This window comes from Kitasatospora sp. NPDC001095 (genome assembly GCF_053598615.1).
The window spans coordinates 15,015-39,776 of record NZ_JBSFKQ010000055.1; the positions used below are offsets into that span (position 1 = coordinate 15,015).

At 75.8% G+C, this 24,762-nt stretch carries 20 protein-coding genes and 1 pseudogene; 9 read left to right on the forward strand and 12 right to left on the reverse strand.

Translation table 11 applies throughout. From position 1 onward, the window contains the following. Positions 1-47: 47 nt before the first annotated feature. The gene (locus ACWDBB_RS30920) at positions 48-2,099 is read right to left on the reverse strand and encodes a HelD family protein (protein ID WP_449792715.1); all 2,052 of its coding nucleotides are present in this window, start codon (positions 2,097-2,099) and stop codon (positions 48-50) included. A 403-nt stretch (positions 2,100-2,502) separates the two neighbouring features. On the opposite strand from ACWDBB_RS30920, the gene ACWDBB_RS30925 reads away from it, so the two are divergent. Further along, positions 2,503-2,664, forward strand: coding sequence for a hypothetical protein (locus ACWDBB_RS30925; RefSeq protein ID WP_449792716.1), 162 nt, complete (start codon positions 2,503-2,505; stop codon positions 2,662-2,664). A gap of 21 nt (positions 2,665-2,685) precedes the next feature. Here the strand turns inward: ACWDBB_RS30925 and ACWDBB_RS30930 are convergent, their stop codons facing one another. After that, positions 2,686-4,323, reverse strand: coding sequence for a DNA repair helicase XPB (locus tag ACWDBB_RS30930; RefSeq protein ID WP_449792717.1), 1,638 nt, complete (start codon positions 4,321-4,323; stop codon positions 2,686-2,688). Between the two features lie 125 nt (positions 4,324-4,448). Here ACWDBB_RS30930 and ACWDBB_RS30935 point away from each other — a divergent pair, with 125 nt between their 5' ends. Further along, positions 4,449-4,703, forward strand: a complete 255-nt coding sequence (locus ACWDBB_RS30935) for a hypothetical protein (RefSeq protein ID WP_392882511.1) — start codon at positions 4,449-4,451, stop codon at positions 4,701-4,703. 12 nt (positions 4,704-4,715) lie between these two features. Here the strand turns inward: ACWDBB_RS30935 and ACWDBB_RS30940 are convergent, their stop codons facing one another. Further along, positions 4,716-7,217, reverse strand: coding sequence for a helicase-associated domain-containing protein (locus tag ACWDBB_RS30940; protein WP_449792718.1), 2,502 nt, complete (start codon positions 7,215-7,217; stop codon positions 4,716-4,718). 168 nt (positions 7,218-7,385) lie between these two features. On the opposite strand from ACWDBB_RS30940, the gene ACWDBB_RS30945 reads away from it, so the two are divergent. The 3 genes and pseudogenes from ACWDBB_RS30945 (at position 7,386) to ACWDBB_RS30955 (ending at position 10,095) form a co-directional block, all read left to right on the forward strand. Next, a complete protein-coding gene (locus tag ACWDBB_RS30945; RefSeq protein WP_449792719.1) occupies positions 7,386-8,327 on the forward strand; it encodes a hypothetical protein in 942 nt (313 codons plus the stop codon). A gap of 517 nt (positions 8,328-8,844) precedes the next feature. Then, positions 8,845-9,117, forward strand: a pseudogene (locus ACWDBB_RS30950) (fatty acid desaturase family protein); the annotation flags it as partial. 207 nt (positions 9,118-9,324) lie between these two features. Then, on the forward strand, positions 9,325-10,095 hold the full coding sequence (locus ACWDBB_RS30955) for a hypothetical protein (RefSeq protein ID WP_449792720.1): 771 nt from the start codon (positions 9,325-9,327) through the stop codon (positions 10,093-10,095). 247 nt (positions 10,096-10,342) lie between these two features. Here ACWDBB_RS30955 and ACWDBB_RS30960 read toward each other — a convergent pair whose 3' ends face one another. The 4 genes from ACWDBB_RS30960 to ACWDBB_RS30975 all read right to left on the reverse strand — a co-directional run bounded on the left by ACWDBB_RS30960 (position 10,343) and on the right by ACWDBB_RS30975 (position 14,317). Beyond that, entirely contained in the window at positions 10,343-11,329 is a 987-nt protein-coding gene (locus ACWDBB_RS30960; protein ID WP_449792721.1) for an ABC transporter substrate-binding protein, read from the reverse strand. 83 nt (positions 11,330-11,412) lie between these two features. Then, positions 11,413-12,231, reverse strand: a complete 819-nt coding sequence (locus ACWDBB_RS30965) for an ABC transporter ATP-binding protein (protein WP_392882489.1) — start codon at positions 12,229-12,231, stop codon at positions 11,413-11,415. After that, a complete protein-coding gene (locus ACWDBB_RS30970; RefSeq protein WP_449792722.1) occupies positions 12,231-13,277 on the reverse strand; it encodes a FecCD family ABC transporter permease in 1,047 nt (348 codons plus the stop codon). The genes ACWDBB_RS30965 and ACWDBB_RS30970 overlap by 1 nt, the downstream gene beginning before the upstream one ends. Continuing rightward, the gene (locus ACWDBB_RS30975; RefSeq protein ID WP_449792723.1) at positions 13,274-14,317 is read right to left on the reverse strand and encodes a FecCD family ABC transporter permease; all 1,044 of its coding nucleotides are present in this window, start codon (positions 14,315-14,317) and stop codon (positions 13,274-13,276) included. The genes ACWDBB_RS30970 and ACWDBB_RS30975 overlap by 4 nt, the downstream gene beginning before the upstream one ends. Before the next feature lie 98 nt (positions 14,318-14,415). Here ACWDBB_RS30975 and ACWDBB_RS30980 point away from each other — a divergent pair, with 98 nt between their 5' ends. Next, the gene (locus tag ACWDBB_RS30980; RefSeq protein WP_449792724.1) at positions 14,416-15,048 is read left to right on the forward strand and encodes an HAD family hydrolase; all 633 of its coding nucleotides are present in this window, start codon (positions 14,416-14,418) and stop codon (positions 15,046-15,048) included. 31 nt (positions 15,049-15,079) lie between these two features. Here ACWDBB_RS30980 and ACWDBB_RS30985 read toward each other — a convergent pair whose 3' ends face one another. Continuing rightward, a complete protein-coding gene (locus ACWDBB_RS30985) occupies positions 15,080-15,319 on the reverse strand; it encodes a hypothetical protein (RefSeq protein ID WP_392882480.1) in 240 nt (79 codons plus the stop codon). 470 nt (positions 15,320-15,789) lie between these two features. Here ACWDBB_RS30985 and ACWDBB_RS30990 point away from each other — a divergent pair, with 470 nt between their 5' ends. Beyond that, positions 15,790-16,173 carry a cold-shock protein gene (locus ACWDBB_RS30990; protein ID WP_360348240.1) on the forward strand — a complete coding sequence of 128 codons (384 nt, stop codon included), beginning with the start codon at positions 15,790-15,792 and terminating at the stop codon, positions 16,171-16,173. A gap of 28 nt (positions 16,174-16,201) precedes the next feature. Here ACWDBB_RS30990 and ACWDBB_RS30995 read toward each other — a convergent pair whose 3' ends face one another. The 4 genes from ACWDBB_RS30995 to ACWDBB_RS31010 all read right to left on the reverse strand — a co-directional run bounded on the left by ACWDBB_RS30995 (position 16,202) and on the right by ACWDBB_RS31010 (position 19,804). Continuing rightward, positions 16,202-17,053: a 1,4-dihydroxy-6-naphthoate synthase gene (locus tag ACWDBB_RS30995; protein WP_449792725.1), complete on the reverse strand. Its 852-nt coding sequence runs from the start codon at positions 17,051-17,053 to the stop codon at positions 16,202-16,204. After that, positions 17,046-17,837, reverse strand: coding sequence for a futalosine hydrolase (locus tag ACWDBB_RS31000; protein WP_449792726.1), 792 nt, complete (start codon positions 17,835-17,837; stop codon positions 17,046-17,048). The genes ACWDBB_RS30995 and ACWDBB_RS31000 overlap by 8 nt, the downstream gene beginning before the upstream one ends. Before the next feature lie 10 nt (positions 17,838-17,847). Further along, positions 17,848-18,378: a hypothetical protein gene (locus ACWDBB_RS31005; RefSeq protein WP_449792727.1), complete on the reverse strand. Its 531-nt coding sequence runs from the start codon at positions 18,376-18,378 to the stop codon at positions 17,848-17,850. Between the two features lie 73 nt (positions 18,379-18,451). Beyond that, positions 18,452-19,804 carry an MFS transporter gene (locus ACWDBB_RS31010; RefSeq protein ID WP_449792734.1) on the reverse strand — a complete coding sequence of 451 codons (1,353 nt, stop codon included), beginning with the start codon at positions 19,802-19,804 and terminating at the stop codon, positions 18,452-18,454. Between the two features lie 569 nt (positions 19,805-20,373). Between ACWDBB_RS31010 and ACWDBB_RS31015 the strand changes: the two genes are divergently transcribed. Continuing rightward, positions 20,374-21,255 carry a DUF3027 domain-containing protein gene (locus ACWDBB_RS31015; RefSeq protein WP_449792735.1) on the forward strand — a complete coding sequence of 294 codons (882 nt, stop codon included), beginning with the start codon at positions 20,374-20,376 and terminating at the stop codon, positions 21,253-21,255. Between the two features lie 207 nt (positions 21,256-21,462). Further along, on the forward strand, positions 21,463-24,759 hold the full coding sequence (locus ACWDBB_RS31020) for a sacsin N-terminal ATP-binding-like domain-containing protein (RefSeq protein WP_449792728.1): 3,297 nt from the start codon (positions 21,463-21,465) through the stop codon (positions 24,757-24,759). Positions 24,760-24,762: the final 3 nt, after the last annotated feature.

The following is a 24,762-nucleotide window of genomic DNA, read 5'->3' on the forward strand; positions in this document are numbered from 1 at the left end:
CCCGGAGGGCCCGGTCCGCGGGCCGGTCCCTCCGGGCGGGCGAGCCGCTACCGCAACTGCTCGGGCAGCGGCTCGCCGTGCAGCACCGTCAGCCCGGAGACGGCACGGGTCAGCGCCACGTACAGCCGCCGCAGTCCGGTCCGCTCGTCCGGCTCCCCGGCGATCACCGCGGCCGGCTCGTCCAGCACCACGTAGTCGTACTCCAGACCCTTGGCCAGCGAGGCGGGGACGAGGGTGAGCCGGGCCTCCGCGCTGGTCTCGGTGCCGGGGGAGAGGTACGGCAGGCCGGCCGCGGTGAGCGCCTCGGCGAACCGCGGGATGCGGGCGTCGGCGACGATCAGGCCGGTCGAGCCCTCGTGCTCCAGCGCCTCCCGGCAGGCTGCGAGGACCGCCTCCGTGCCGTCCTCGTCCGCGATCGGACGGATCGTCAGCGAGCCGGGCGCTTCGCGGACCGAGGAGGCCGGGGCCAGGCCGGGGGCGATCGCCGGGAGCAGCCGGGAGGCGTACGCGATGACCTCCTCCGGCACCCGGAAGCCCTTGGTCAGCTCCTCGATGTGCGCCTCCGGCTTGCCCAGGTGGCGCAGTGCCTCCGGCCAACTCGCCGTCGCCCACGGGGTGGTGCCCTGGGCGAGGTCGCCGAGGACGGTCGCCGAACCGGTGGTGCAGCGGCGGCCGACCGCGCGGTACTGCATCGGGGAGAGGTCCTGGGCCTCGTCCAGCACCACGTGCCCGAGCGAGGGGGTGCGCTGCACCAGGTCGGTCGCCTCGTCCACCAGAACGGCGTCGGCCGCCGTCCAGCGGGCCGTCTTCACCGAGCGGCCGGGCTTGGGCCACAGCACCGCCCGCTGCTCCTCGGGCGTCAGCACGCCCTCGGCGCACTCGGCCAGGAACTCCGGCTCGGAGAGCAGTCGCAGGACCAGCTTCGCCGGGTCGACGGCCGGCCAGCACTCCTTGACCACCGCCTTGACGGCGCTGTTGCGGGCCACGGCGTCCTGCACCCGGTCGTCCGGGGCCTCGCCGCCCTGCTCCATCTTCAGCAGCACGGCGTGCGCGATGCGCTGCGGCAGGGCGTCCCTGGACGCGCCGTAACGGACCTCGCGGCCCTTCAACTCCTCGATGATCTCGACCAGTTCGTACACCGGCACGCGCCAGCGGCGGGAGCCGCGGACCACCACGCAGGGCTCGGTGGGCAGCGAGATGCCCGACCGCACGGCCCGGCGCAGCACCTCGGCCATCCGGGCGTCGCCCTTCAGCCGGGCCGCCTCCGGGGTGTCCTCGCCCCGCACCTCGACGTGTCCGACCAGCTGCTGCACGGTGGCCTGGGCGACGTCCAGCTCGCCGAGGGCAGGGAGCACCTGCTCGATGTAGGAGAGGAAGGCGTTGTTCGGCCCGATCACCAGGGTGCCGGTACGGGCCAGGCGCTCGCGGTGCGCGTACAGCAGGTACGCGACGCGGTGCAGGCCGACGGCGGTCTTCCCGGTGCCGGGCGCCCCCTGGACGCAGATGGTGCCCGTGATGTCGGAGCGGACGATCTCGTCCTGCTCGGGCTGGATGGTGGCGACGATGTCGCGCATCGGGCCGACGCGGGGCTTCTCGATCTCGGCGGCCAGCAGGGCGGAGGTCTGCTCCGACTCGGTCGGGTCGGTGAGGTGCTCGTCCTCGTAGGCGGTGAGCTCGCCGCCGGTGTAGCCGAAGCGGCGGCGGCGCTCGACGTCCATCGGCTCGGTGCGGCTGGCCCGGTAGAACGGCTGGGAGACCGGCGCGCGCCAGTCGATCACCATCGGGTCGCCGTCGGTGTCGTGGACGTGCCGGCGGCCGATGTAGAAGCTCTCGCCGCCGCTGCCCTCGCTCAGCTCCTCGCTGATCGCGTGGAGGTAGTCGAGGCGGCCGAAGAACAGCGGGGTGTGCGAGAGGTCGGCCAGTGCGGCGATCCTGGCCTCGATCTGGTTCTGCAGGACGAGGGTGGTGACCCAGCTGCCGGTCACGTCGCGGATGTCGAGCGACTCGACGTCCTCGCGCATGGCGCGCAGCGCGGCCCGGGACGCGGCCAGGTGGTCGCGTTCGCGCTGGAGGGGGTCGGTGGTGGGGGTGGCGGGCACAGCGAACCTTCCCGGCTGCCCCGGTGGCGGGTGCAGCGGATCGTAGGAGCTCACGGTGGGCACGCCGACCGGTTGCCGTGCGGTCGGCACCTCCCCCGGCTGCCTGCGGGACTTCAGCAGGTACCACGGTTCGGGAGGGGGCAGACGGACGATCTTAGACCCGTCCGTCCCGGGGTTCCAGCCGTGCTCCTCCCGGGGTTCCGGCCGTGCGGGTCCCGGGGTTCCGGCCGCGCCGGTCCCGGGGTTCGGGGCGCGCCGGTCCCGGGGTTCGGCCGTGCGGGCCTCGGGGTTCGCCCTACCCCGGCCCCGGGGTCCGCCGTACACCCGCAGGACGACCCGCGCACCTGCGGATACGGCCTTTGGAGTGATGCCGACGGTCGTCCGGGTGCCTACCGTTGAAGACATGAGCACCACGAACCGAACCCCCCGATCCGGCCCGTCCGGCGCCACCGCCGCCTCCGGGCGTCACCGCAGCCCGCTCGGCACCGCCGTCCGCAACGTCGGCATCGCCCTGGACACCGCCGCGCGCGTGATCTTCCTCGGGCGCGACGGTGTCCGGTACTGAAATGCCCGGTACTGACGCGCCCTACAGCACGTCGTCCGCGTCGATGATCCGGTACGCGTAACCCTGCTCGGCCAGGAAGCGCTGCCGGTGGGCGGCGAAGTCCTGGTCCACGGTGTCCCGGGCGACCACCGAGTAGAAGTGCGCCGCGTGGCCGTCCGCCTTGGGGCGCAGCACCCGGCCGAGGCGCTGGGCCTCCTCCTGGCGGGAACCGAAGGTCCCGGAGACCTGGATGGCGACGGTGGCCTCGGGCAGGTCGATCGAGAAGTTCGCGACCTTGGAGACCACCAGGACGCCGATCTCCTTGTTCCGGAAGGCGTCGAAGAGCTTCTCGCGCTGGGCGTTGCTGGTCTCGCCCTTGATCACCGGGGCGTCCAGGGCCTCGCCGAGCTCGTCCAACTGGTCGATGTACTGGCCGATGATCAGCGTCTGGTCCTTCTCGTGCTTCCTGACCAGCGCCTCCACCACCCGCCGCTTGGTCGCCGTGGTGGCGCAGAAGCGGTAGCGCTCCTCCGGCTCGGCGGTCGCGTAGGCGAGCCGCTCGGAGTCGGTCAGGGTGACCCGGACCTCGCAGCAGTCGGCCGGCGCGATGTAGCCCTGCGCCTCGATCTCCTTCCACGGCGCGTCGAAGCGCTTGGGGCCGATCAGGCTGAACACGTCGCCCTCGCGGCCGTCCTCGCGCACCAGCGTGGCGGTCAGGCCGAGCCGGCGGCGGGCCTGGAGGTCGGCGGTGAACTTGAACACCGGCGCGGGCAACAGGTGCACCTCGTCGTAGACCACCAGCCCCCAGTTGCGGGCGTCGAACAGCTCCAGGTGGGCGTAGACGCCCTTCCGCTTGGTCGTCATCACCTGGTAGGTGGCGATGGTGACCGGGCGGATCTCCTTCCGCGTCCCGCTGTACTCGCCGATCTCGTCCTCGGTGAGCGAGGTGCGCTTGACCAGCTCGTGCTTCCACTGGCGGGCCGAGACGGTGTTGGTGACCAGGATCAGCGTGGTCGACTTGGCGTGCGCCATCGCCGCCGCGCCGACCAGCGTCTTGCCGGCGCCGCAGGGCAGCACGACCACGCCCGAGCCGCCGTGCCAGAAGCCCTCGACGGCCTGCGACTGGTACGGGCGCAGCTGCCAGCCGTCCTCCTCCAGGTGGATCGGGTGCGCCTCGCCGTCGACGTACCCGGCGAAGTCCTCGGCGGGCCAGCCGAGCTTGAGCAGCACCTGCTTGATCTGCCCGCGCTCGGAGGGGTGGACCACCACGGTGTCCGGGTCGACCCGGGCGCCGACCAGCGGGACGATCTTCTTGGAGCGCAGCACCTCCTCCAGCACCGGTCGGTCGGTGGTGGTGAGCACCAGCCCGTGGGTCGGGTGCTTGACCAGTTGGAGCCGCCCGTACCGGCCCATGGTGTCCGCCACGTCCACCAGCAGCGCGTGCGGCACCGGGTAGCGCGAGTACGTCACCAGGGCGTCCACCACCTGCTCGGCGTCGTGCCCGGCCGCCCGCGCGTTCCACAGCCCGAGCGGCGTCACCCGGTACGTGTGCACGTGCTCGGGCGCCCGCTCCAACTCGGCGAACGGCGCGATGGCGCGACGGCAGTCGGCGGCCTTGGGGTGGTCGATCTCCAGGAGAAGAGTTTTGTCGCTCTGGACGATGAGCGGTCCGTCGTTCACGCGGGGGAGCCCTCCACTGGCTGACAGGGTGGATTGACGCAGACCCTCCAGTGTCGCGCATCGCGGGGGCTGCGCGGGAGGCCGCTCGGAGTGACCACGGTGCGTGCTCGCTCGTTGAGCTGGTCATGAAGAAGTCGAAGCGTGTTCTCACCGCCCTCGCCCTGATGGGCTCGGCCTTCGCGGCCACCGCGTCCTCGGCCGGTTCGGCGCATGCCCTCGCGGGCATCGGGGAGGGGCCCGGCGGGCTGCTCGCGGCGCCCGGGTTCCTGCTGGCGGACACCGTCACCGGGGGCGCGATGCCGGTCGGGCAGGGGCAGATCGGCAGCCTGGCGGACAAGGCCGTGCAGGAGAAGATGAAGGAGGCGCAGCAGGGGCACTGAGCGCCCCGCGGGTCACTCGTCGAGTTCCGCGACGCCGGTGATGCGGTGCAGGGCGAAGGTGCGGAGTTCGTCGGCGTGGTGGTCGAAGGCGGTGACGAAGCCGCCTTCGACCTTGACCGGGTCGATGATCCGCTGGCTGGCGATGCCCTCGGCGTTGAGGTAGCCGATCCACATGCGTTCGCCGAGCAGGACGGCCGTCTGGAGGGCGGCCAGGGTCTCCGCGGCGGCGGTGCGGGGGAGGTGGCGCGGGTCGGAGGTGGGCTCGCGGCGGGTGGCGGTGGCGGCGCGGTCGCCGGCCCGGATGGCCTTGATGGCGGCCGCGAGCAGGGTGTCGTCGGGGGCGGGCGGCCCGTCGGGGACGGGCACGGGGGCGGTCCGGGGCGGGGTGCGGTGGCTGTCCGGGCGGGTGATCAGCACGTCGCCTTCGGCGGACTCGGCGGCCGGGGCGTAGCCCATGGTGCGCAGGGCGGCGAGCAGGACGTCCGGGGCGGCCTGGGAGGCGAGGACGGTGGGGGCGAGCAGCCGGAGCCGCAAGTCGGCGGAGCGGCGGTCGGCGAGCACCTCGCCGAGCAGTGACGGGTCGTCGCAGCGCAGGTAGGAGGAGGCGGCGCCGACCCGCAGGATGCCGTGCCGGCGGGCGACGTCGTCGATCAGGTAGGCGAGCGGCTGCGGGACGGGTGTGCGGCTGTGCTGCTCCAGGAAGGTCCGCAGGTCGGTGGCGGTGCGGCCGGCGTCGAGGGCGCGGCGGACCGAGGCCGGGGTGAAGCGGTAGACGGTGGCGCCGCCCTTGGACTCGATGTCGGCGCACAGGGCGAGGGCCTGGGCGAGCGGGGTGAGCAGCGGGCCGGGGGCGATCGCGGTGAGGTCCGGCTGGAGGATCACGTGGTCCAGCGGCTGCGGGAGCAGCGGGGCGAGCACCTCGGCCGGGTCGGACTCGGCGGTCAGCAGTGCGCGGCCGGGGGCGGCCAGGGCGCCGCGGCCGGTGATGCCGAGGAGTTCGGCCTCGTCGAGGGTCCAGGCGGTGAGCTCGTCGCGCAGTTCGCGGCCGTCCGGGCCGGTGGGGCCGCCGCGCAGCGGGCGCTGCCAGCGCAGGGTGGGGAGCAGTTCCTCGGCGGTAGCCGGGGTGCCGGGCGGGAGTTCGGCGAGCAGGGCGAGGGTGGCGCGGCGGACGGACGGGGCGAGGGTGCGGTCGAGTTCGGGGCCGAGGGCGGCGCGCGGCTTGCCCCGGCCGTCCGGGGTGCCGGCGAGGGCGGGGACGCGGGTGGCGGCGAGCCAGGCGGTGGCCAGTACGGACCAGCGCTCGGCGGTGTCCAGGTGCAGCCAGGCGTCGTACGCCGGGGTGGGGGCCCAGCGTTCGTCCACCTCGCCGTCGGGGGCCAGCAGCCCCGCGGTGTAGGCGAGTTCGAGCCAGAAGGCGGTCTGCTGCTCGGTGGTCTCCAGGGCCTGGGCGGTGCGCTTGAGGTCGCGGACGCCGAGGCCGCCGGCGCGCAGGGTCAGCGGCGGGGTGAGGCCCCAGCCGTCCAGTAGCTCCTCGACGGTCTTGACCGCGGTGTGCGCCTGGCCGGCCGCGGCGCCGTCCACGGCCCCTGGGTCGCGCGGGGCGGCGGCGGGCACCGGCTCGGGCTGGACCGGTTCGACGGTGCGGTGGGTGCGGCCGCCGCGCAGGTGCAGCGCGAGCTCGCGGGGCAGGACGACGCTGCCGGGGCTGGTGGGCAGCAGCAGGCCGCGGGCGAGCAGCCACTCGACCGGGCTCTGGGCGTCCTCGGCGGTGACCGGGCGGGTGGCGTCCGGGACGGTGCCGGTGGGCGGGCCCCAGACCAGCCGTTCCAGCAGCCGCAGCGCGGCCTCGGGCGCGGTGGCGAGCAGCGCGGCGCAGCGGGTGCGGTCGGTGAGCAGCGCGGTGAGCGCGGCGACGGCGCTGACCGGGTCCGGGGTGGCGGGTTGCCCGGCCGAGGCGAGCAGCTGCTGCAGCCGGGCCGGGGACATGCCGACGGTGGCGTCGGCGAGGGTGGGGCCGAGTCCGGTGCGGCCCGGGTTGGTGGCGGTCGGGGCGAGCGCCTCGCGGACGGCGAGGACCAGCCGCAGCCCGTTGTCCGGGCCCCAGAGCAGCGCCCGGTCGCGCAGGGTGGCGACCGCGCGTGGCAGGGCGGTGGCGACGGCGGCCCGGTCGGCCGGGGTGAGCGGGGTGGCGCCGGGGTGCGGCTTGACCTTCGCCGGGCCGGTCAGCAGGGTGCGGACGGTGCTCAGCGAGGTGCCGTCCGGGGCGGTGGCCAGCGCCTCGGCGACCTGGAGGGTGAAGCGGTCGAGCCGTTCCAGGGCGCGCAGCGCGGAGGCGCGCGAGGAGAGCCGGGCGGACAGCTGGGTGAGGTCCCCGGGGACGGGGTTCAGCAGGTCGGGGCGGGAGCGGAGCAGGGCGGCGAGCGCGTCGTCGGGACGGGAACGCAGCTCCTCGGCGAGGGTGCGCGGGCCGGTGGCGGACCTGCCCCGGCGTTGGGGGCCCTGCTGTGTGGTCATTCGACCTAGGTTAGTCGGGCGAGCGGACGGCGCGGTGTCCCTCGGCCGCCGTACCTCCGGCGCACCGCCGGGGGCGCGGACGGACTCGCGCGGGCGGGGGCGGGGTGGGTAGCGTCACGCCGAGGGCGGTTCGGTGGCGGCCGGTACGGGCGAGGCGGGGTGGTCGGTGTGACGGACGGCGAGTGGTGGCGCAAGAGCGGGCCGTGGAGCGAGCGTTCCGGCGGCGGTTCGGCGGACCGTTCGGACGTCGGCCCGGACGCCGGCCCGGGCGGGGCCGCGTCCGGCGGCGCCCCGGAGGCGCCGTCCGCCCCCGCCCCGGAGCGTGACCCCGACAGCGTGTACGACCCGCCGGCGCCGAGCGCGGCCGGCATCCCGTCGGTGCCGCTGGACCTGCCGGACCTGGCCGCCGTCGAGGAGCGGTCGGACGCGATCCCGCCGCCGACGGTGTCGAGCACCGGCCCGTGGACGATGACGCTCTTCGACTTCTCGGACGGGCCGCGGCCCACGCCGAAGCCGATCCCCGAGCAGCGCACGGCCGAGGCGGCGGCGGCAGCGGCCGCGCCCGCGGCGGAGCCGGCCAAGCCCGCGGACCTGAGGAAGAAGCCGCGCCGGGGCCTGCTCAGGCCGGCCCCGGCCCCGGCCGCTCCCCCGGTGCCGCCCCAGGCCCCGACCGGGAAGTCCGGGGGCAAGGTCAGGGGCAAGGGCAAGGGCAAGGGCAAGGGCAAGGTGGCGGAGAAGGACGCGTCCGCCCGCAAGCCCTCCCCGCTGATCCTGCTCTCCTGCCTCCTGCTGGTCGGCGGGGCGGTCTCCGGTTTCTTCCCGGCGATGCTGGCCGGCTGGGGCCTCGGGTACCTGTCCCGCCGGATCTCCGAGCTGATGCGCAAGTTCGTGGTCCTCGGCATTCCGCTGATCACGATGAGCGCGACCACCCTCTACTCCATGCAGCGGGCCAAGCAGGGCGGGGGCCAGGGCGGCGGCCTCCAGACGGGCTCGCCGCTGGGCGAGATCAGCTGGTCGTCGGCCCCGACCGTGCTGCGGGTGTCCGCCGTGCTGTCGGCGGCGGTCCTGCTGCTGCTCGCCATGCGCCGCCGCCCGCCGCAGGAGGGCTGAGCCAGGGCCGTACCGGCGGCCCTCCCGGGACGGCCGGGGCCTGAGCCGACGCCGTACTGCTCCGGCTGGGCGTCGGCGGCCGGGGCAGTCGTCGGTGAGGTGGACGAGGCGCCGGCGACCTGACGGTGGCCACCCCGACCGTCATCCGCCTGGTCCGCGCCGCCCTGGGCGGGCCGGGGGACGGGCGGTAGGGGGCGAGGCCCGCGGGCCCCGGTTCAGGGCGAGCGCCTCGACGCCCGAGAGCAGCGGGATGAGCCGGAACCGGCCGTCCCCGTTCCGGGCGAAGGTCGTGAAGCGGTCGTGGTGGCCGCCGTCGCAGTACATGCGCTGGTGCAGGTCCAGGTGCCGGCCCGCGGGGGCGGCGGTGTTGACGGTGCCGGCGACGGCAGTGGGAGCCGGGCCGCCATCGGAGCGGCGCGGCGGGCTGGCACCCCGTGCGGGCAGGGGGTCAACACCCGTACGGGACGGGTGCTTTCCCCGTTCTGCGGGGCTGATGGTGACGCCCGGGATGAAGCTCGACTTCCTGCGCCGCCAGGTGCTCACCTCGCGCAACCTCCGTGGCGGGCCGGTCGTCGACTCGGTGATGGGCGGCCTCAACTACCAGGTGGAGCACCACCTGTTCCCCAGCATGCCGACCCCGGCCCTCGGGCGGGCGGCCCGGATCACCAGGGAGTTCTGCGCCGAGACGCCCGTCCCGTACTACGAGACGGGCCTGTTCCGCTCCTACCGGGAGATCTTCGGTCACCTGCACCGGACGGATGAGCCGCTCCGCTCAGGCTCGGCCGCGTGAAGGTCCGGCTTTCGCGACGTGACGGCCTGAGGTCCTGAACGCCGTTGTCCCGCACGGGAAGCCGGATCCGCCGGCCTCCCGGGCCGGACCGGTTTCCGGCGGCGCCGCCCGGCCACTCGCGCGTTCGCGCGTCCGCGCCCGTACGATGCCCGAGCGGGGGGTGGGCGGACGCCGGGGGTGGGTGTGGTTCGGTTCTGGCTGAGGTGGGTGCTGGTCGCGGTCCTCGGGGCGGCCGTCGTGTTCGGCAGCTGGGCGGGGTGGCGGCTCTACCGCGACACGGCCATTCCGGCCCCGCCGGACGTCCCGGGCGTGGCGCGGGCCGCGGACACCGCCGAGGCCCGCCGGACGGCCGAGGGGCGGATGGCGGAGCGGATCGACCGGCTGCCCGAACTGCTGCCGTGGGCCCAGGGTTTGGGGCGGTCCACGGTCGACGTGTGCCGGACCGACTACCGCGGCGACCTCTGGATCCGGGGCAAGTGGCTGCCGACGGCCTGCGAGCGGACCGTGAACGTGTACCTGGCCTTCGACGGGGCCGACGTCCGTGCCCGGCTGGCCGATCTGGACGGCTATCTGGACGGCCAGGGCTGGCGGAGCTCGCAGCGGTGGAAGGGCCTGGTCGCGGCCGACGAGTACGACCACCTGCCGCCCGCCGAACCGGCCCCGGAGGAGGCGCAGGAGGCGGCGGCCAGGCCGATCACCCCGTCCGTGGAGTTCGAGGCGGCGACGGACGAGGCGGTGCGGACGGAGCTGGTCGTGAGCGTCGCCCGGCCGCCGGGGCCCGAACGCCTGACCTCCGGCGAGGACTACTGGTACGAGAAGTACGGCAGCCGGCGCTACCGGAACGACGAGGGGCAGCGGTCCGAGTACCTGATCTGGCAGCCCGTGCGGCCGAGCGAGGTCACCAGGGCGGCCGAGGGGCGGTACGTGGTGGTCCTCGGCTTCACCACCAGGTACACGGAGAAGCACGGAACGCCGTAGCCCCCGCCGTGCCCGAGGACGGTCCGCCCCCTCCAGCGCTTGTTCGCCGAGTACGTCGGCGCCTCCCCGAAGTGGGTGCCGCGCCGCGCCCGCCTCCACGAGGCCGCCTCACGCGCCGCCGACGACGGCGAGTCGGACCTGGCCGGGCTCGCCGCCGAGCCGGGCTACGCCGACCCGGCGCACCTGACCAGGACTTCACCGCCGCCGTGGGTGTTGCCCCGGCCCGCTACGCGGGAGCGCGCCGGCCCTAGGCTCCGAGGAAGCGCTGCAGCTCGTCCAGCATGTAGTTGGCGCCCGTGTACCCGATCCCCTGGAACCACAGCTGGTCGTCCACCGGGAACGCCCGGTGCCCCTTGACCGCCCCCAGTGCCTGCCAACCCGGGCTCGCCAGCACCGAGGTGGTGCCCGAGCGTCCCGGATCGCCGTAGGTCGCGTACAGCAGCAGATCGCCGTCGGCCCTGGCGAGCTGGTCCGGCGGGATCTCGAAGTCCGACTGGTCGACGTTCTGCGCGTCCGGCCGGCCCACCTCGGCGTCGGCGAGCACCGTGCCGGGAAAGCTCTGCCGGCCGAACAGCCGGATGCCGCCGCCCTCGACGAACCGCACCAGGCTCACCTTGCGCCCCGACAGCTTGGCCGCCGCCAGCGCCTGCACCACCTGCCCGACGTGCCTCTGGTACGAGCCGGTGAAGGCCGCCGCGGCCGCCTCCCTGCTCAGCGCCTGGGCGTGCAGCTGGAAGTCGGCCTTCCACGGTGCCCCGGTGGTCTGGGTGAGCACGGTCGGGGCGATGTCCCGCAGCTGTTCGTAGCGGTCGCCGTCGCGGGCCTGGTTGGAGAGGATCAGGTCCGGCCGCAGCGCCCGTACGGTCGGCAGGTCGGGTGAGCCCGCCGGGCCGACCAGCCGGATCCCGGCCGTCCGGGAGGCCGGCCAGTACCCGGGATAGCTGGTGTCGCGGGCCGGCAGCGCGGCGCCGACCGGGGTGATGCCGAGGGTCAGCGCCGAGTCGAGCACGTCGGTGTCCAGCACGACCACCCGCATCGGCGCGCCCGGCACCACCACCGGCCCGGTGGCGGCGTTCACCGTCACCGGCGGCAGCGGGGTCGGGGACGGCGTGGCGCCGGGGGCGAGGCCGTCCGTGGCCGCCGGGGCCGGGTGGTGGTCGGTGCAGCCGGTGGCCGTCGCGAGCACGGCGGCGCCGAGGCCGGTGAGGAGGGTGCGGCGGGAGATCCGGGGCATCGGCGGTCCTCTGGCGTCGCGGCGGGGTCGGGGCGCCGTCGATTATGTCCGAAATGGCAGCTAAAGTGCCGTTAAGGGCGCCGTCAGGCGGGAGCGCCGTCCGGGGTGAGCGCCGACCACGGGGCGCCCGGCACGACCAGCGGCGTGCCGGTCACCGGGTCCGGCACCACCACCGAGTCCAGCCCGAACACCTCCCGCACCAGCTCGGCCGTCACCACGTCCCCGGGCGCGCCCTGCGCCACCACCCGGCCGTCCCGCATCGCCACCAGGTGGTCCGCGTACCGGGCGGCCTGGTTGAGGTCGTGCAGCACCGCGACGACGGTCCGGCCGCGCTCGACGTTCAGTCGCCGGACCAGGTCCAGCACCTCCACCTGGTGCGCGATGTCCAGGTAGGTGGTCGGCTCGTCCAGCAGCAGGATGTCGGTGCCCTGGGCGAGCGCCATCGCGATCCAGGCGCGCTGGCGCTGGCCGCCGGACAGCTCGTCCATGCTCCGCTCGGCCAGCTCGGCGGTGGAGGTGCGCTCCAGCGCCTCCGCGACCGCCGCCTCGTCCTCCGGCGACCACTGCCGCCACCAGCTCTGGTGCGGCTGGCGGCCGCGCGCGACCAGGTCCGCCACCGAGATGCCCTCGGGGGCGGTCGGCGACTGCGGCAGCAGGCCGAGCCGCTGGGCGATCCGCTTGGTCGGGATCCGCGCCAGCTCCTCGCCGTCCAGCAGCACGGCGCCCCGGACCGGCTTCAGCAGCCGGCCGAGGGCCCGCAGCAGGGTCGACTTGCCGCAGGCGTTCGGGCCGACGATCACCGTCACCCGCCCGTCCGGGACGCTCACGTCCAGGCCCTCGACGACCGTGCGCGCCTCGTAGGCCAGGGTGAGGCCCCTGGCCTCCAGACGGTGATCGGACATCAGGAACCTCCACGGCGGGATCGGATCAGCAGCCACATCAGGTACGGCGCGCCGACCAGGCCGGTCACCACGCCCACCGGCAGCTCCGTCGGGGCCAGCAGCCGCCGGGCGATCAGGTCGGCGAGGACCACCACCAGCGCACCGGTCAGCGCCGAGCAGAACAGCGGGACCTGCGCCGAGCGGGCCAGCCGCAGCGCGATCTGCGGGGCCATCAGCGCGACGAAGTCCACCGGCCCTGCGGCCCCGGCCGCGCACGAGGCCAGCACGATGCCCAGCAGGGCCATGCCGAGGCGGATCCGGTCCAGGCGCAGGCCGAGCCCGACGGCGGTGGCGTCGTCGAAGGAGATCGACCGCTGGGCGCGGGCGGCCCACAGCGCGACCGGCAGGGCCGCGAGCAGCACCCAGGCGAGCCGGTCGGCCTGGTCGTAGCCGGCGCCGTTCAGGCTGCCGGTCATCCAGACCTTGGCGGCCTGGGCCTGGAAGCCGTCGCCCTTGGTGAGGAAGACGGAGGTCAGGGAGGACAGCGCGACGCTGACGCCGATGCCGATCAGCACGAAGCGCTGGGCGTGCAGTCCGCGCCGCCAGGCCAGCGCGTACACCAGCAGCCCGGCCACCAGACCGCCGGCCACCGCCGCGTACGGGGCCTGGCCGGTCGAGCCGACCACGCCGTACGCCGTCAGGCCGACCACGGTCGCGGTGGCGCCCCAGGTCACGCCCACCACGTCGGGGCTGGCCAGGGGATTGCGGGCGACGGTCTGGATCAGCGCCCCGGCCAGCCCGAGCGCCAGGCCGACCAGCAGCCCGACCACCACCCGGGGCAACCGGAACTCGCCGACCACCAGCTCGTGCGGGCTCGGCTGCCCGAGCACCACCTTGACCACCTCGCCCGGCGCCACCGTGGACTCGCCCAGGCAGAGCGAGGCCACCGCGGTCGCCGTCAGCGCCACCAGCAGCCCGACGGCGACGGCCACCGAGCGCCGGTGCACCAGGAACGACACCCGCCCGGCCCGGACGGCCGAGTAGCCGCGCAGCGACACCGACGTCATGCCGCCACCACCTTCCTGCGGCGGACCAGGGCCACCAGCACCGGGACGCCGACGAGGGCCGTCATCACGCCCGCCGGGACCTCGGACGGCGGGAACAGGACCCGGCCGAGGGTGTCGGCGAGCAGCAGCAGTGCCGGGCCGAGGACGGCGGAGAAGGCGAGGATCCAGCGGTGGTCGGCGCCGGCCACCGCGCGGGCCGCGTGCGGGACGGCGAGGCCGACGAAGGCGATCGGGCCGGCCGCCGCGACCGCCGAGCCGGTCAGGACGGTCGCGCCGAGCGCGCCGACGGCCCGGACCAGGCCGGTCCTGGCGCCCAGCCCCTTGGCGGTGTCGTCGCCGAGCGCCAGCGCGTCCAGCCCGCGCGCCACCGCGACCACCAGCACCGTGCCGACGGCCAGGAACGGCAGCAGCTGCCAGGCCACGTCCGAGGTCCGCCCGGAGAGCGAGCCGACGTGCCAGAAGCGGAACTGGTCCATGGTGGCCGAGTCGGTGGTCAGCACCAGGGTGTTGAGCGAGGCGATGAAGGCGGACGCGGCCGAGCCGGCCAGCGCCAGCTTGATCGGCGTGGCCCCGCCCCGGCCGCGCCCGGCGAGCCCGTACACCAGCACGGTGGCGATCACCGCGCCCGCGAAGCCGAACCAGACGTACCCCGTGAGGGTGGAGACGCCGAAGCCGGAGATGGCGACCACCACACCGGCCGCCGCCCCCTGGGAGACGCCGAGGATGCCGGGGTCGGCGATCGGATTGCGGGTCAGGCCCTGCATGACGGCCCCGGCCAGGCCGAGCGCCGCGCCGACGGCCAGCCCGACGACCGTGCGCGGCACCCGCAGCTCGCGGACCACCACGGCGTCGGCGGTGTCGCCGCCGTGCAGCAGGGCGTCCAGCGTGCCGCCGAACGGGATGGTCCGGCTGCCGACCGCCAGGCTGAGCAGCACCGCGGCGGCCAGGACGGCGAGTGCGGCGGCGAGCCACAGTATTCGGCGCCGCGGCGCGCGGTACGGCGCGCGGGGCGCACCGGGCGGTGCGCTGGTGTCGGTCATGGGCCCTCTCCGCAGACAACTCAGGTAAACCTAAGTTCCCCCGTGAAGCCCGGGCAAATTGCCTCGTGGCCCATGGCCCCGTTGGGTAGCCTGACGGCATGCCCGCGACCTCACCCGCTCCGCTCACCGTCGGCTTCGACCTCGACATGACGCTGCTGGACACCCGGCCGGGTATCCGCGCCACCTACCTGGCGCTCTCCGCCGAGACCGGCACCCACATCGACGCCGACCTGGCGGTCACCCGGCTCGGCCCGCCGCTGCTGGACGAGATGCGCAACTGGTTCCCGGAGGGCGAGGTGGAGCGGGCCGTCGACCGCTACCGCGAGCTTTACCGGGACCACGCCTTCGCGCCGACCGTGGCCCTGCCCGGCGCGCACGCCGCCGTCGAGGCGGTCCGCGCCCACGGCGGCCGGGTCGCGGTGATCACCGGCAAGTACGAGCCGAACGCCCGCCTCCACCTGGAGCACGCCGGGCTGGCCGCGGACACCGTGATCGGCGACCTCTGGGCGGAGACCAAGGGCGTGGCGCTGCGCGAGCACGGCGCGAGCGTCTACGTCGGCGACCACCTCGGCGACATCAGGGGCGCCCGGTTCGCGGACGCCCTCGCGGTCTGCGTGCCCACCGGCCCGTACAGCGCGCGGGAGCTGCGCGAGGCGGGGGCGGACGTGGTGCTGGCGGACCTCACCGGCTTCCCGGACTGGCTCGCAGGCCACCTGGCCGAGCGGGGCTAGCGCGCGGGCCCGCGGCGGCCGTCGGCGGCCGTCAGGATCCGACGGGCCCGGTCCGGCGGCGCTGGGCCCGGGCGTTCAGCAGCAGCCCGGTCAGCGCGGCCAGGAAGCCGGCCGGCATCAGCATGCTCAGCCAGTACGCGGCCGTCGGCAGCGGCGTCAGGTGCAGGAACAGCGGGACGAAGGTGACCAGGGTGGCGAGTGCCCCGAGGCCGAAGACGATCGCCCCGGCCTTGACGTACACGTCACCGGGGTCGGCGCTCTGGCTGCTCACGTCTGCTCACTCCTCCGGGCCGGTCGGGACTTCTCCCAGTCTGGCAGAGCGGCCTGCGGGCGGGCCCACCGGAGCGGGTCGGTCACGTTGCGCAGTTTCCTGGCAGCTGAACGTTTTGATCCCTGTTGAGCGGGGGTATGCACGGGGTGCCGAGGGGCGCTACAGGTGCGCCCCGCGTCCTCAGACCCGGGGGTGTGAGCCGATGGACCGCGCGGAGCCGCGCCACGGCCGTGCCGGCGCCGGGTTGCCCGTGACCGCGAGATCCCGTTCCCGCCGCCCCGACCGGGCCTCGGAACGCGCATCCCTCGCGGAACGCGGATGAGGCAGTGACGGACGGTTAGTCTGCTCCTGACCGCGTGCCGACCACGAGCGCCCACGGGCGCCGGAGCGGGGTCGGTCGCCTTTCCCCACCACCCAGTGATCCCCGGCCAGGGCCGGGATCCCTCACACCCATTCGAGGACTGTTCGAGATGCCCACCGGCCAGGTCAAGTGGTTCAACGAGACGAAGGGCTTCGGCTTCCTGTCGCGCGACGACGGCGGCGACGTCTTCGTCCACACCAAGGCGCTGCCCGCCGGTGTCACGTCGCTGAAGCCGGGTCAGCGGGTCGAGTTCGGCGTGGTCGCCGGCCACCGCGGGGACCAGGCGATGGCCGTGCAGCTGCTGGACGCGCTGCCCTCGGTGGCCGCCGCCCAGCGCCGCAGCGCCGACGACATGGCACCGATCGTCCAGGACCTGATCACCACGCTGGACGCGGTGCTGCCCGGCCTGCAGCGCGGGCGCTACCCCGCCAAGCCGACCGGCCAGAAGCTGGCCGGCCTGCTGCGCGCGGTGGCCGACCAGTTCGACGTCTGACCGACGGGCACGTGGGAACGCGAGCCGGCTAGAACGCGAGCGCACCCGGGTCGAGCGGGGGCACCAGCCCCTCCGCCGCGGCCCGGGTGAGCAGCGCGTGGACGGCCGCGTAGCCCTCCTCGCCGAGGTCCTCGGAGAACTCGGTGACGTACAGTCCGATGTGCTGCTCGGCGACGGCCAGGTCCATCTCCTGGGCGTGCGCCAGCACGTACTCGCGGCTCGCCGCCGGGTCCGCCCAGGCCTGCCGGACGGAGGCGCGGATCGCGTCGGAGATCTCCCGCAGCCGCTCGGCGCCGAGCGAGCGCCTGGCGACGATCGCGCCCAGCGGGATCGGCAGGCCGGTCTCCTGCTCCCAGGCCTCGCCCATGTCGGCCAGGCTGTGCAGGCCGTACTGCCGGTACGTGAAGCGGGCCTCGTGGATCACCAGGCCGGCGTCCACCCGGCCGTCCCGGACGGCGGGCATGATCTCGTGGAACGGCAGGACGACGATCTCGCCGAAGCCGCCCGGCACCGCCCGGGCCGCCCAGAGCCGGAACAGCAGGTAGGCGGTGGAGCGCTCGGAGGGCACCGCGACGGTCTTCCCGGCGAGGTCGGCGGGGGAGCCCACACCCGGCAGGGTGAGCACCAGCGGGCCGCAGCCGCGGCCCAGCGCGCCGCCGCAGGGCAGCAGGGCGTACTCGTCCAGGACCCAGGGCAGCGCGCCGTAGCTGATCTTCAGCACGTCCAGCTCGCCGCGTTCGGCCTGGCCGTTGGTGACGTCGATGTCGGCGAAGGTCACCTCGGGGGCGTCCACCCCGGGCACCAGGCCGTGCGCCCAGGCGTGGAAGACGAAGGTGTCGTTCGGGCAGGGCGAGTACGCGATGCTCAGCCGTTCAGCCACGGCCGGCCTCCTCAATCGGTTGGTGCCGCGCGGCCGGTTCGTGCGCCGCGGCCAGTTCCCGGACGGGCAGCGCGGCGAAGGCCCGTTCCAGGGCGGCCAGCGCCTCGCCGATCCGCCAGGCGGACCGGTCGCGCGGGCCCACCGGGTTGGACACGGTGCGCAGTTCGAGGGCGGGCACGCCGTACCGGGCGGCGGCCTCGGCCACGCCGAAGCCCTCCATCGCCTCGGCGGCGGCGCCCGGGTGGCGGGCCGCCAGCTCGGCGGCCCGCTCGGCGCTGCCGGTGACGGTGGAGACGGTCAGCACCGGGCCGACGGCGAGACCGGGGCCCAGCGCCCGCGCGACCAGGGCGACGGCGGCCGGGGCAGGGGTGTGCCGGACGGTGCCGAAGCCCAGTTCGGTGACGTCGGCGAAGCCGTCGGGGGTCTGGGCGCCGAGGTCCGCGGCCACGATCGCGTCGGCCAGCACGGTGGCGCCGACCGGGGCGAGCGGGGCGAAGCCGCCGGCGATCCCGGCCGAGACGGCCAGGGCGTACGGGTGGGCCGCCAGCGCGGCGGCGGCGCCGGCCGCGGCGGCGGCCGGGCCGACCCCGGCGGCCAGCACGTCCACCGGCACCCGCTCGGCCCGGTGCAGCGTGCCGCCGGGCAGCGGCAGCACGGCGGACCCGCCGCGCAGGCCGCGGAGCACGGCCTCGGCCTCGGCGGCCACCGCGACGACGACGAGCAGCCGGGCCCGTGCGGGGCCCGACTGCTCGCCCTGGCCGTCGGTGACGGCGTGCGCGGTCATCGCAGGACCGTCAGCTGCCCTGGGTGTTCAGCTGGAAGTACCAGACGGCGACCGGGTTGTCCGAGTTCTTGTCGCCCTCGACCACGGTGACCAGGGTCTTGCCGCTGGCGTTCAGCACCTTGTTCGCCTGCTGGGAACCCGACCAGGTCGGGCCCTTGGCGTACGAGAACAGGCTGAAGCGCCCGCCCTGGCCGGTCGAGCCGCCGTTGGTGAAGGCCCACCAGCCGGTCTCGGCCACGTTCGGGGAGACCCCGACGCCGACCCGGTCGCTGCCCACCACGTCCCTGGTGGGCAGCGTGCCGTTCTTCAGGGCCTCGGTGGCCTTGTCCTGGCACTTCTCCTGGAGGTCCTCGGTGATCGGGCTGCCGCCGTTCCAGCACAGCGGGTCCGCGACGATCGAGGAGTTGCCGACCGTGAGGGTGGCACGGTGGGAGCTGTGCTCGGTCTGGCCGGCGGCGATGGCGACGGAGGTGCCCACCGTGGCGGCGCCGACCACGACGACGGCGCCGAGGGCGGCGATGGCACGGGAATTGAGGCTCATGCGTCAGAATCTACCGGGCCTGGCCGATCACGCGACGCGGGGGTCGGCACCGCGTGTTGTCACCAGGCCCCGGTCAGGCCACCCGGGGCGCCGCCGGGTGCCGCCGCAGGCCCACCCGGAACAGCGAGTGCAGCGTCCACAGCAGCACCACGCCGACCACCCCGGCGGCGATCGACAGGCCCAGCTTCCCGTTCAGCGGCAGCAGGATGCCGACCGCGCCGCCGGCCACCCAGCACAGCTGCATCAGGGTCTCCGAACGGGCGAACGCCGAGGTCCGCACCGCCTCCGGGACGTCCCGCTGGATCAGCGCGTCCAGCGCCAGCTTGCCCAGTGACGCCGCCATCCCGGCGGTCCCGGCGACCAGAACCACCGTCACCACGCCGTACCAGAGCGCGGCCGCCGCCGTGACGCAGGTCGCCAGCAGCAGCATCGCGGTGACCGTCGCCTCCGGGCCCCGGGTGCGCAGCCAGGAGCCGAGCACCGAGCCCAGCGCGTTGCCCGTCCCGGCCGCCAGCGCCACCAGGCCCAGCGCCGCGGTCGGCCGCAGCCCGCCGACCGGCTCCTCCCGCAGCAGGAAGGCCAGGAACATCACCAGGAAGCCGACCAGCCACTTCATCGCCGACATCGCCCGCAGCGCCAGGATCACCGAGGGGCCGACGGTGCGCAGCGAGGCCTTGACCGGCGGCGGCCTGTGGTGGATCAGGTGCGAGCCCTCGCCGTGCACCTCGGCGTGCAGGACGGCGCGCTGCTCGCCCTTGGCCGAGTCCACCGCGGGCGGCAGGTGGAAGGCCATCAGGGTGCCGATCACGAACACCAGGAAGGCCCCGCGCAGCGGCCAGCCGGGCCCGAGCAGGTGCAGCAGCCCGCCGACCGCGGCCGCCACGCCGGTGGCCAGCAGCCCGGCCAGGGTGACCCGGGAGTTCGCCTTGACCAGGGACAGCCGGCTCGGCAGCAGCCGGGGCACCACCACGCTGCGCACCACGCCGTACGCCTTGGACGCGACCAGCACGCCGAGCGCCTCCGGGTAGAGCGCGATGCCGCCGCCGGCGATCACCGCGGCCATCGTCCAGGCCAGCACGGCCCGGGCCAGCATGGCCGTCGCCATGGCCGCCCGGCGGCCGTGCGGCAGCCGGTCCAGCAGCGGGCCGACCACCGGGGCCAGCAGCGCGAACGGGGCCATCGTGATCAGCAGGTAGAGCGCGACCCGGCCGCGGGCCTCGCCGGTGGGCACCGAGAAGAAGATGGTGGACGCCAGGGCGACGGTGATCAGCATGTCGCCGAAGGAGTTGAGCGCGTGCAGCTCGATCAGCTTCGCGAGGCCGGACTCGCCCGCGCCCTCGGCGGCGGTGGCCCGGCGGATCCGGCGGCCGGTGCCGTGCACCACCTTGCCGGTGCGGGAGCCGGCGGCGGAGGCGGTGCGGACCAGGAAGTGCCGACGGGGCTCGGGGGTCTCCGGCTCCTCCGGTTCCGCCGGTTCCGCCGACGGGTCCGCCGGGGCCAGGTCGAGGGCGGCGGGGGTGTCGGGGGCCCCGGCCGCGGACCGGTCCGCGGATCCGGCGGACGCCTCGGCGCAGTCCGCCGGCGGCGGTTCGCCCGCGCCGGGGACCGGAGGCTGCTGCCGCGGCACGGCGTCCGTCTGGTCGGGGCTGCCGGCCTGCGGGACGCGCAGTACGTGCTGCGGCGGTTCGGGGTCCGCCACAAGCCCATCCTGCCCCAGAATCGCCGAGCCGACGCGGGACCGGGCTCCGCTCGGCGCGGCCCCGGAACGGCCGTGTCCGCCCCGGACTGTGCCGGGGCACCGACCGGCGGGTAGCCTGCCCAGGGTCGACCCGCCGGAGCGCCGGGGCGCCGGTAGGCCGGTCGAGCGGCGCGGCCGGTACCCGAGGGGGCTCCCGGTCGCGCAGAATGGACGTGGGACACCAAGCCGCGACGGAACAGGCAACACGCCGTGGGCGACAGAAGAACTGGGAGAGAATCGACGCCGTGAGTGCTGCGATGCGAAGCCGTACCCCCGACCGGCTCTGTGCCGAGGCCGTCGAACTCGCCCGCCAGGCCGCCGAGGAGGCCGTCGGTGCGGAGGCCGTCGGGCCGCACCTGGGTGTCCAGGCGGACGCCGACCGCGTCGTCACCCACACCTTCGAGTGCCTTGACGCGGCCTACCGCGGCTGGCACTGGGCGGTCACCGTCGCGCGTGCGCCGCGCGCCAAGAACGTCACCCTGGACGAGGTCGTGCTGCTGCCCGGCGACGACGCGGTGCTCGCCCCGGAGTGGGTGCCGTGGAGCGACCGGCTGCGCCCCGGCGACATGGGCCCGGGCGACCTGCTGCCCACCGGCGCCGACGACCTGCGGCTGGAGCCCGGCTGGACGGGCGAGGACGAGCCCGCGCCGAACTCCGCGGTCGCCCTGGCGGACGACGAGGACATGGTCGTCACCGACCCGCACGTCGAGCCCGCCCCGGCCCGCGCCCGGATCAACGCCGTCGCCGAGGAGCTGGGCCTGGGCCGCAGCCGGGTGCTCTCCCGGCTCGGGCTGCACCTGGCCGCCGAGCGCTGGGAGAAGTCCCACGGCCCGCAGACCGCGATGGCGCAGGCCGCCCCGGCCTCGTGCGCGAGCTGCGGCTTCCTGATCCCGATCGGCGGCTCGCTCGGGCAGGCCTTCGGCGTGTGCGGCAACGAGTTCGGCCCGGCCGACGGCCAGATCGTCTCCTTCGCGTACGGCTGCGGCGGGCACTCCGAGGCGGCCGTGATCCCGGCCCCGCCGGCGCCGTCCGAGCTGATCCTGGACGAGCTGGTGGTCGAGCCGCTGCCGCTGCACCCCGACCGCACCTCCGGCTCCGTCGAGCCCGACGCCCCCGCCGAGGAGCTCGGCCACTCCTGAGCCCCGTGCCCTCCGCTGCGGCCCGCCCGGTCACCGACCGGCGCGGGCCGCGGTGCTTTCCGGGCGGCGGGAGGGCCACCGGGGCCGCCGGCGGCGGGGGAGCAGTCAGTCCGGGGCCGCCGGCGGCGGGGCGCGTGGTCGGGAGCAGTCAGTGGGGCAGGGAAGAATGCCCTACGACGAACAGGGCAGCGGAAGGCGGCAGGTCCAGTGGAACCTCGGATCATCGGCAGCGGCACGGACGAGCACCTCGCGGACCCCTTCGGCAGCGCCGCGCTGCGTCGACGGGTGCTGGCCGCCTGGGCCGCCTCGCCGGCCCGGTTCCGGGAGGACGCCAACGCCGAGGAGGAACTGGCGCTCGGCGGCTACCGGGACCGCCTGGTGGTCGAATTGGCGCAGAACGCGGCCGACGCCGCGGTCCGGGCCGGCCAGGGCCCCGGCCGGCTGCGGCTGACCCTCGCCGACGGCGTGCTCGCCGCGGCCAACACCGGCGCCCCGCTGGACGCGGCCGCCGTCGAGTCGCTGTCCACCCTGCGCGCCTCCTCCAAGCGCGGCGAGGAGCCCGCCGTCGGCCGGTTCGGGGTCGGCTTCGCGGCCGTCCTCGCCGTGACCGACGAGCCCGCCGTGCTGAGCGCCACCGGCGGGGTGCGCTGGTCGCTCGGCGAGGCCCGGGCGCTGGTCGGGGCCCAGCCCGAGCTGGCCGACGAGCTGCGCCGCCGGGACGGCCACGTGCCGCTGCTGCGGCTGCCGTTCGCGGCCGAGGGGCCGGCCCCGGCGGGCTACGACACGGTGGTGGTGCTGCCGCTGCGGGACGCCGCCGCCGAGGACCTGACCCGCCGTCTGCTGGCCGGGATCGACGACGCGCTGCTGCTCACCCTGCCCGGCCTGCGCGAGGTCGTGGTGGAGACCCCGGACGGCACCCGCACGCTCACCCGGGAGGCCGCCGAGGCCCGCCCGGACGGGGTCACCGAGGTCACCGTCACCGACGACGCGGGCGGTCGGCCGCGGCGGACGCTCTGGCAGACCGTCGGCGCCTCCGGCACGCTCGCGGCCGAGCTGCTGCTCGACCGGCCCACCGAGGAACGCTCCCGCCCGTACTGGACGGTGACCTGGGCCGTCCCGGTCGGCCCGGACGGCGCCCCGCAGCGGCCGGCGATCGCCTCCGTGCTGCACGCGCCGACCCCCAGCGACGAGCCGGTCGGCCTGCCCGCGCTGCTGATCGCCTCCTACCCGCTGGACTCCACCCGCCGGCACGTCGCGCCCGGCCCGCTGGCCGACTTCCTCACCGAGCGTGCCGCCGACAGCTACGCCGAGCTGCTGCGCGCCCGCGGCGCCGACCTCGGCTCGCTCGGCCTCGTCCCGGCCCCGCTCGGCCAGGGCGCGCTGGACAACGCGCTGCGCGCCGCGGTGCTCTCCCGGCTGCCGGGCACGCCGTTCCTGCCGCACCCGGCGCCGGTCGAGGAGGGCACTCCCGCGCTGCGGCCCCGGGACGCGACGCTGCTGGAGGGCGCGGACGGCTCGGTGGTCGAGGCGCTCTCGCCGATCTTCCCCGGGCTGCTGCCGGCCGGCCTTGAGCGCCGCACCGAGCTGCGGGTGCTGAACGTGCGCCGGGTGCCGCTGGCCGAGGTGGTGGACCAGCTCGGCGGCCTGGACCGCGAGCCCGCGTGGTGGCGCAACCTGTACGCGGCGCTCGGCGCGGCCGACCCGGAGGCGCTCGGCGCGCTGCCCGTCCCGCTGGCCGACGGGCGGACGGTCACCGGGCCGCGGCGCGTCCTGCTGCCCTCCGAGGACGCCGACTGGGCGGCCTTCCCCGGCTACCCCGAGTCGCTGGCGGGCGCGCTGGCCGCGCTGGACCTGCGCCTGGCCCACCCCGAGGCCGCCCACCCGCTGCTGGCCAAGCTCGGCGCCGGCACCGCCACCCCGGCCGGGGTGCTGGACACCCCCGAGGTGCGGGCCGCCGTCGCCCGTTCCTACGAGCTGGCCGAGGACGACCTGGACGCGGCGCTCGAACTCGCCGACGCCGTCCTGGCGTTGGTGAAGGCCGCCGCCCCGGAGCCGGGCGCCCACCCGTGGCTGGCCCGGCTGGCGCTGCTCGACGACGAGGGCGAGCCCGCCCGGGCCGGTGAACTCGTGCTGCCCGGAAGCCCGTTCGCCGCGCTCGCCCGCGAGGAGGACGCCGGCTGGGTGGACGACGAGCTGCTGGAGCGCTGGGGCCCGGAGGTGCTCGCCGCCGTCGGCGTGCTGGCCGACTTCGTGCTGGTGCGCGCCGAGGACGTGGTGCTCGACCCGGACGACCTGGAGCGGCTCGACCCGACCGCGCCCGCCGACCGCGCGGCCGGCGGCCACCCCACCGGCCTGCTGGACGAGGCCCCGGACGGGCTCGCCGAGTGGGCCGAGGACGCGCTGGAGGCCCTGCAGGCCGACGAGGCGATCGGCGTCCCGCCGGTGGCCGCCGAGCTGCTCGCCGTGCGCGACCTCGATCTGATCGACGACGACGCCTGGCCCCAGGCGCTCGCCGCGCTGGCCCGCCCGCCGTACCGGGACGCCGTGGTCGGCCCGGTGCGCACGCTGCTGCCGGACGGCTCGTACGCCGACCTGCCGCCGTACACCGCGTGGTGGCTGCGCGACCACCCGGTGCTGGCGGGCCGCGAGCCGGCCGGCCTGCGCGCCGCCGGGGCGGACCCGCTGCTGCGCGGCCTGTACGACGAGGCCCGCACCACCCTGGACGAGCAGTTCCTGCACGCGCTCGGGGTGCGCACCACGCTGGCCGCGCTGCTCGCCGAGCCGCACGGTCCTGACGAGGTGCTGGACCGGATGACCGACCCGGAGGCCGAGGTCGGCCACCGCCAGCTGCACGGCATCCACACCGCGCTGGCCCGGGTGGACCGCGACCGGATCGAGCCGCTGGACGTGGTGCGGGCGCTGCCGCCGCTGGACCCGGAGACCGGGCGCCGGCCGGCCCACACCGTGGTGGTGGACGCCGCCGAGGCGGTCGTCGCCGACGCCCCCGACCTGGTCCAGCTGCTGCACCCGTACCCGCTGTTGCCGGTCGCCCCGGCGCTGGCCGCCGACCTCGCCGAGCGGCTGCAGGTGTCGCTGGCCAGTGAGGTGGCGGGCGGCCGGGTGCTGTCCGAGGGCGTGCTGCACCGGGTGCCGTCGGTGGTGCGGGAGCTGCTGCCCGGCTGCCCGGTGGCGTACGAGGAGCACGAGGAGCTGCTGGTCGTCGGGCCGGACGGCGGCGAGGCGGCGGTGGACTGGCGCTGGGACACCGGGGCGCAGGCCCCGGAGCCGCCGTACGACCCGGAGCTGGCCGAGGCCGGCGACGAGGACGACGAGTTCGACGTCCCGCCGGTGCCCGGGCTGCTGCACGCGGCCACCCCGGAGGGCCTCGCCGCCGGGCTGGCCTGGTCGGTCGGGCAGTGGCACCGCCGCTTCGAGGTGCTGGCCGCCCTCAGCGAGCCGGACCGCGCCTACGAGCTCTCGGCCGCCCGGGACTTCGAGGGCTGAGCC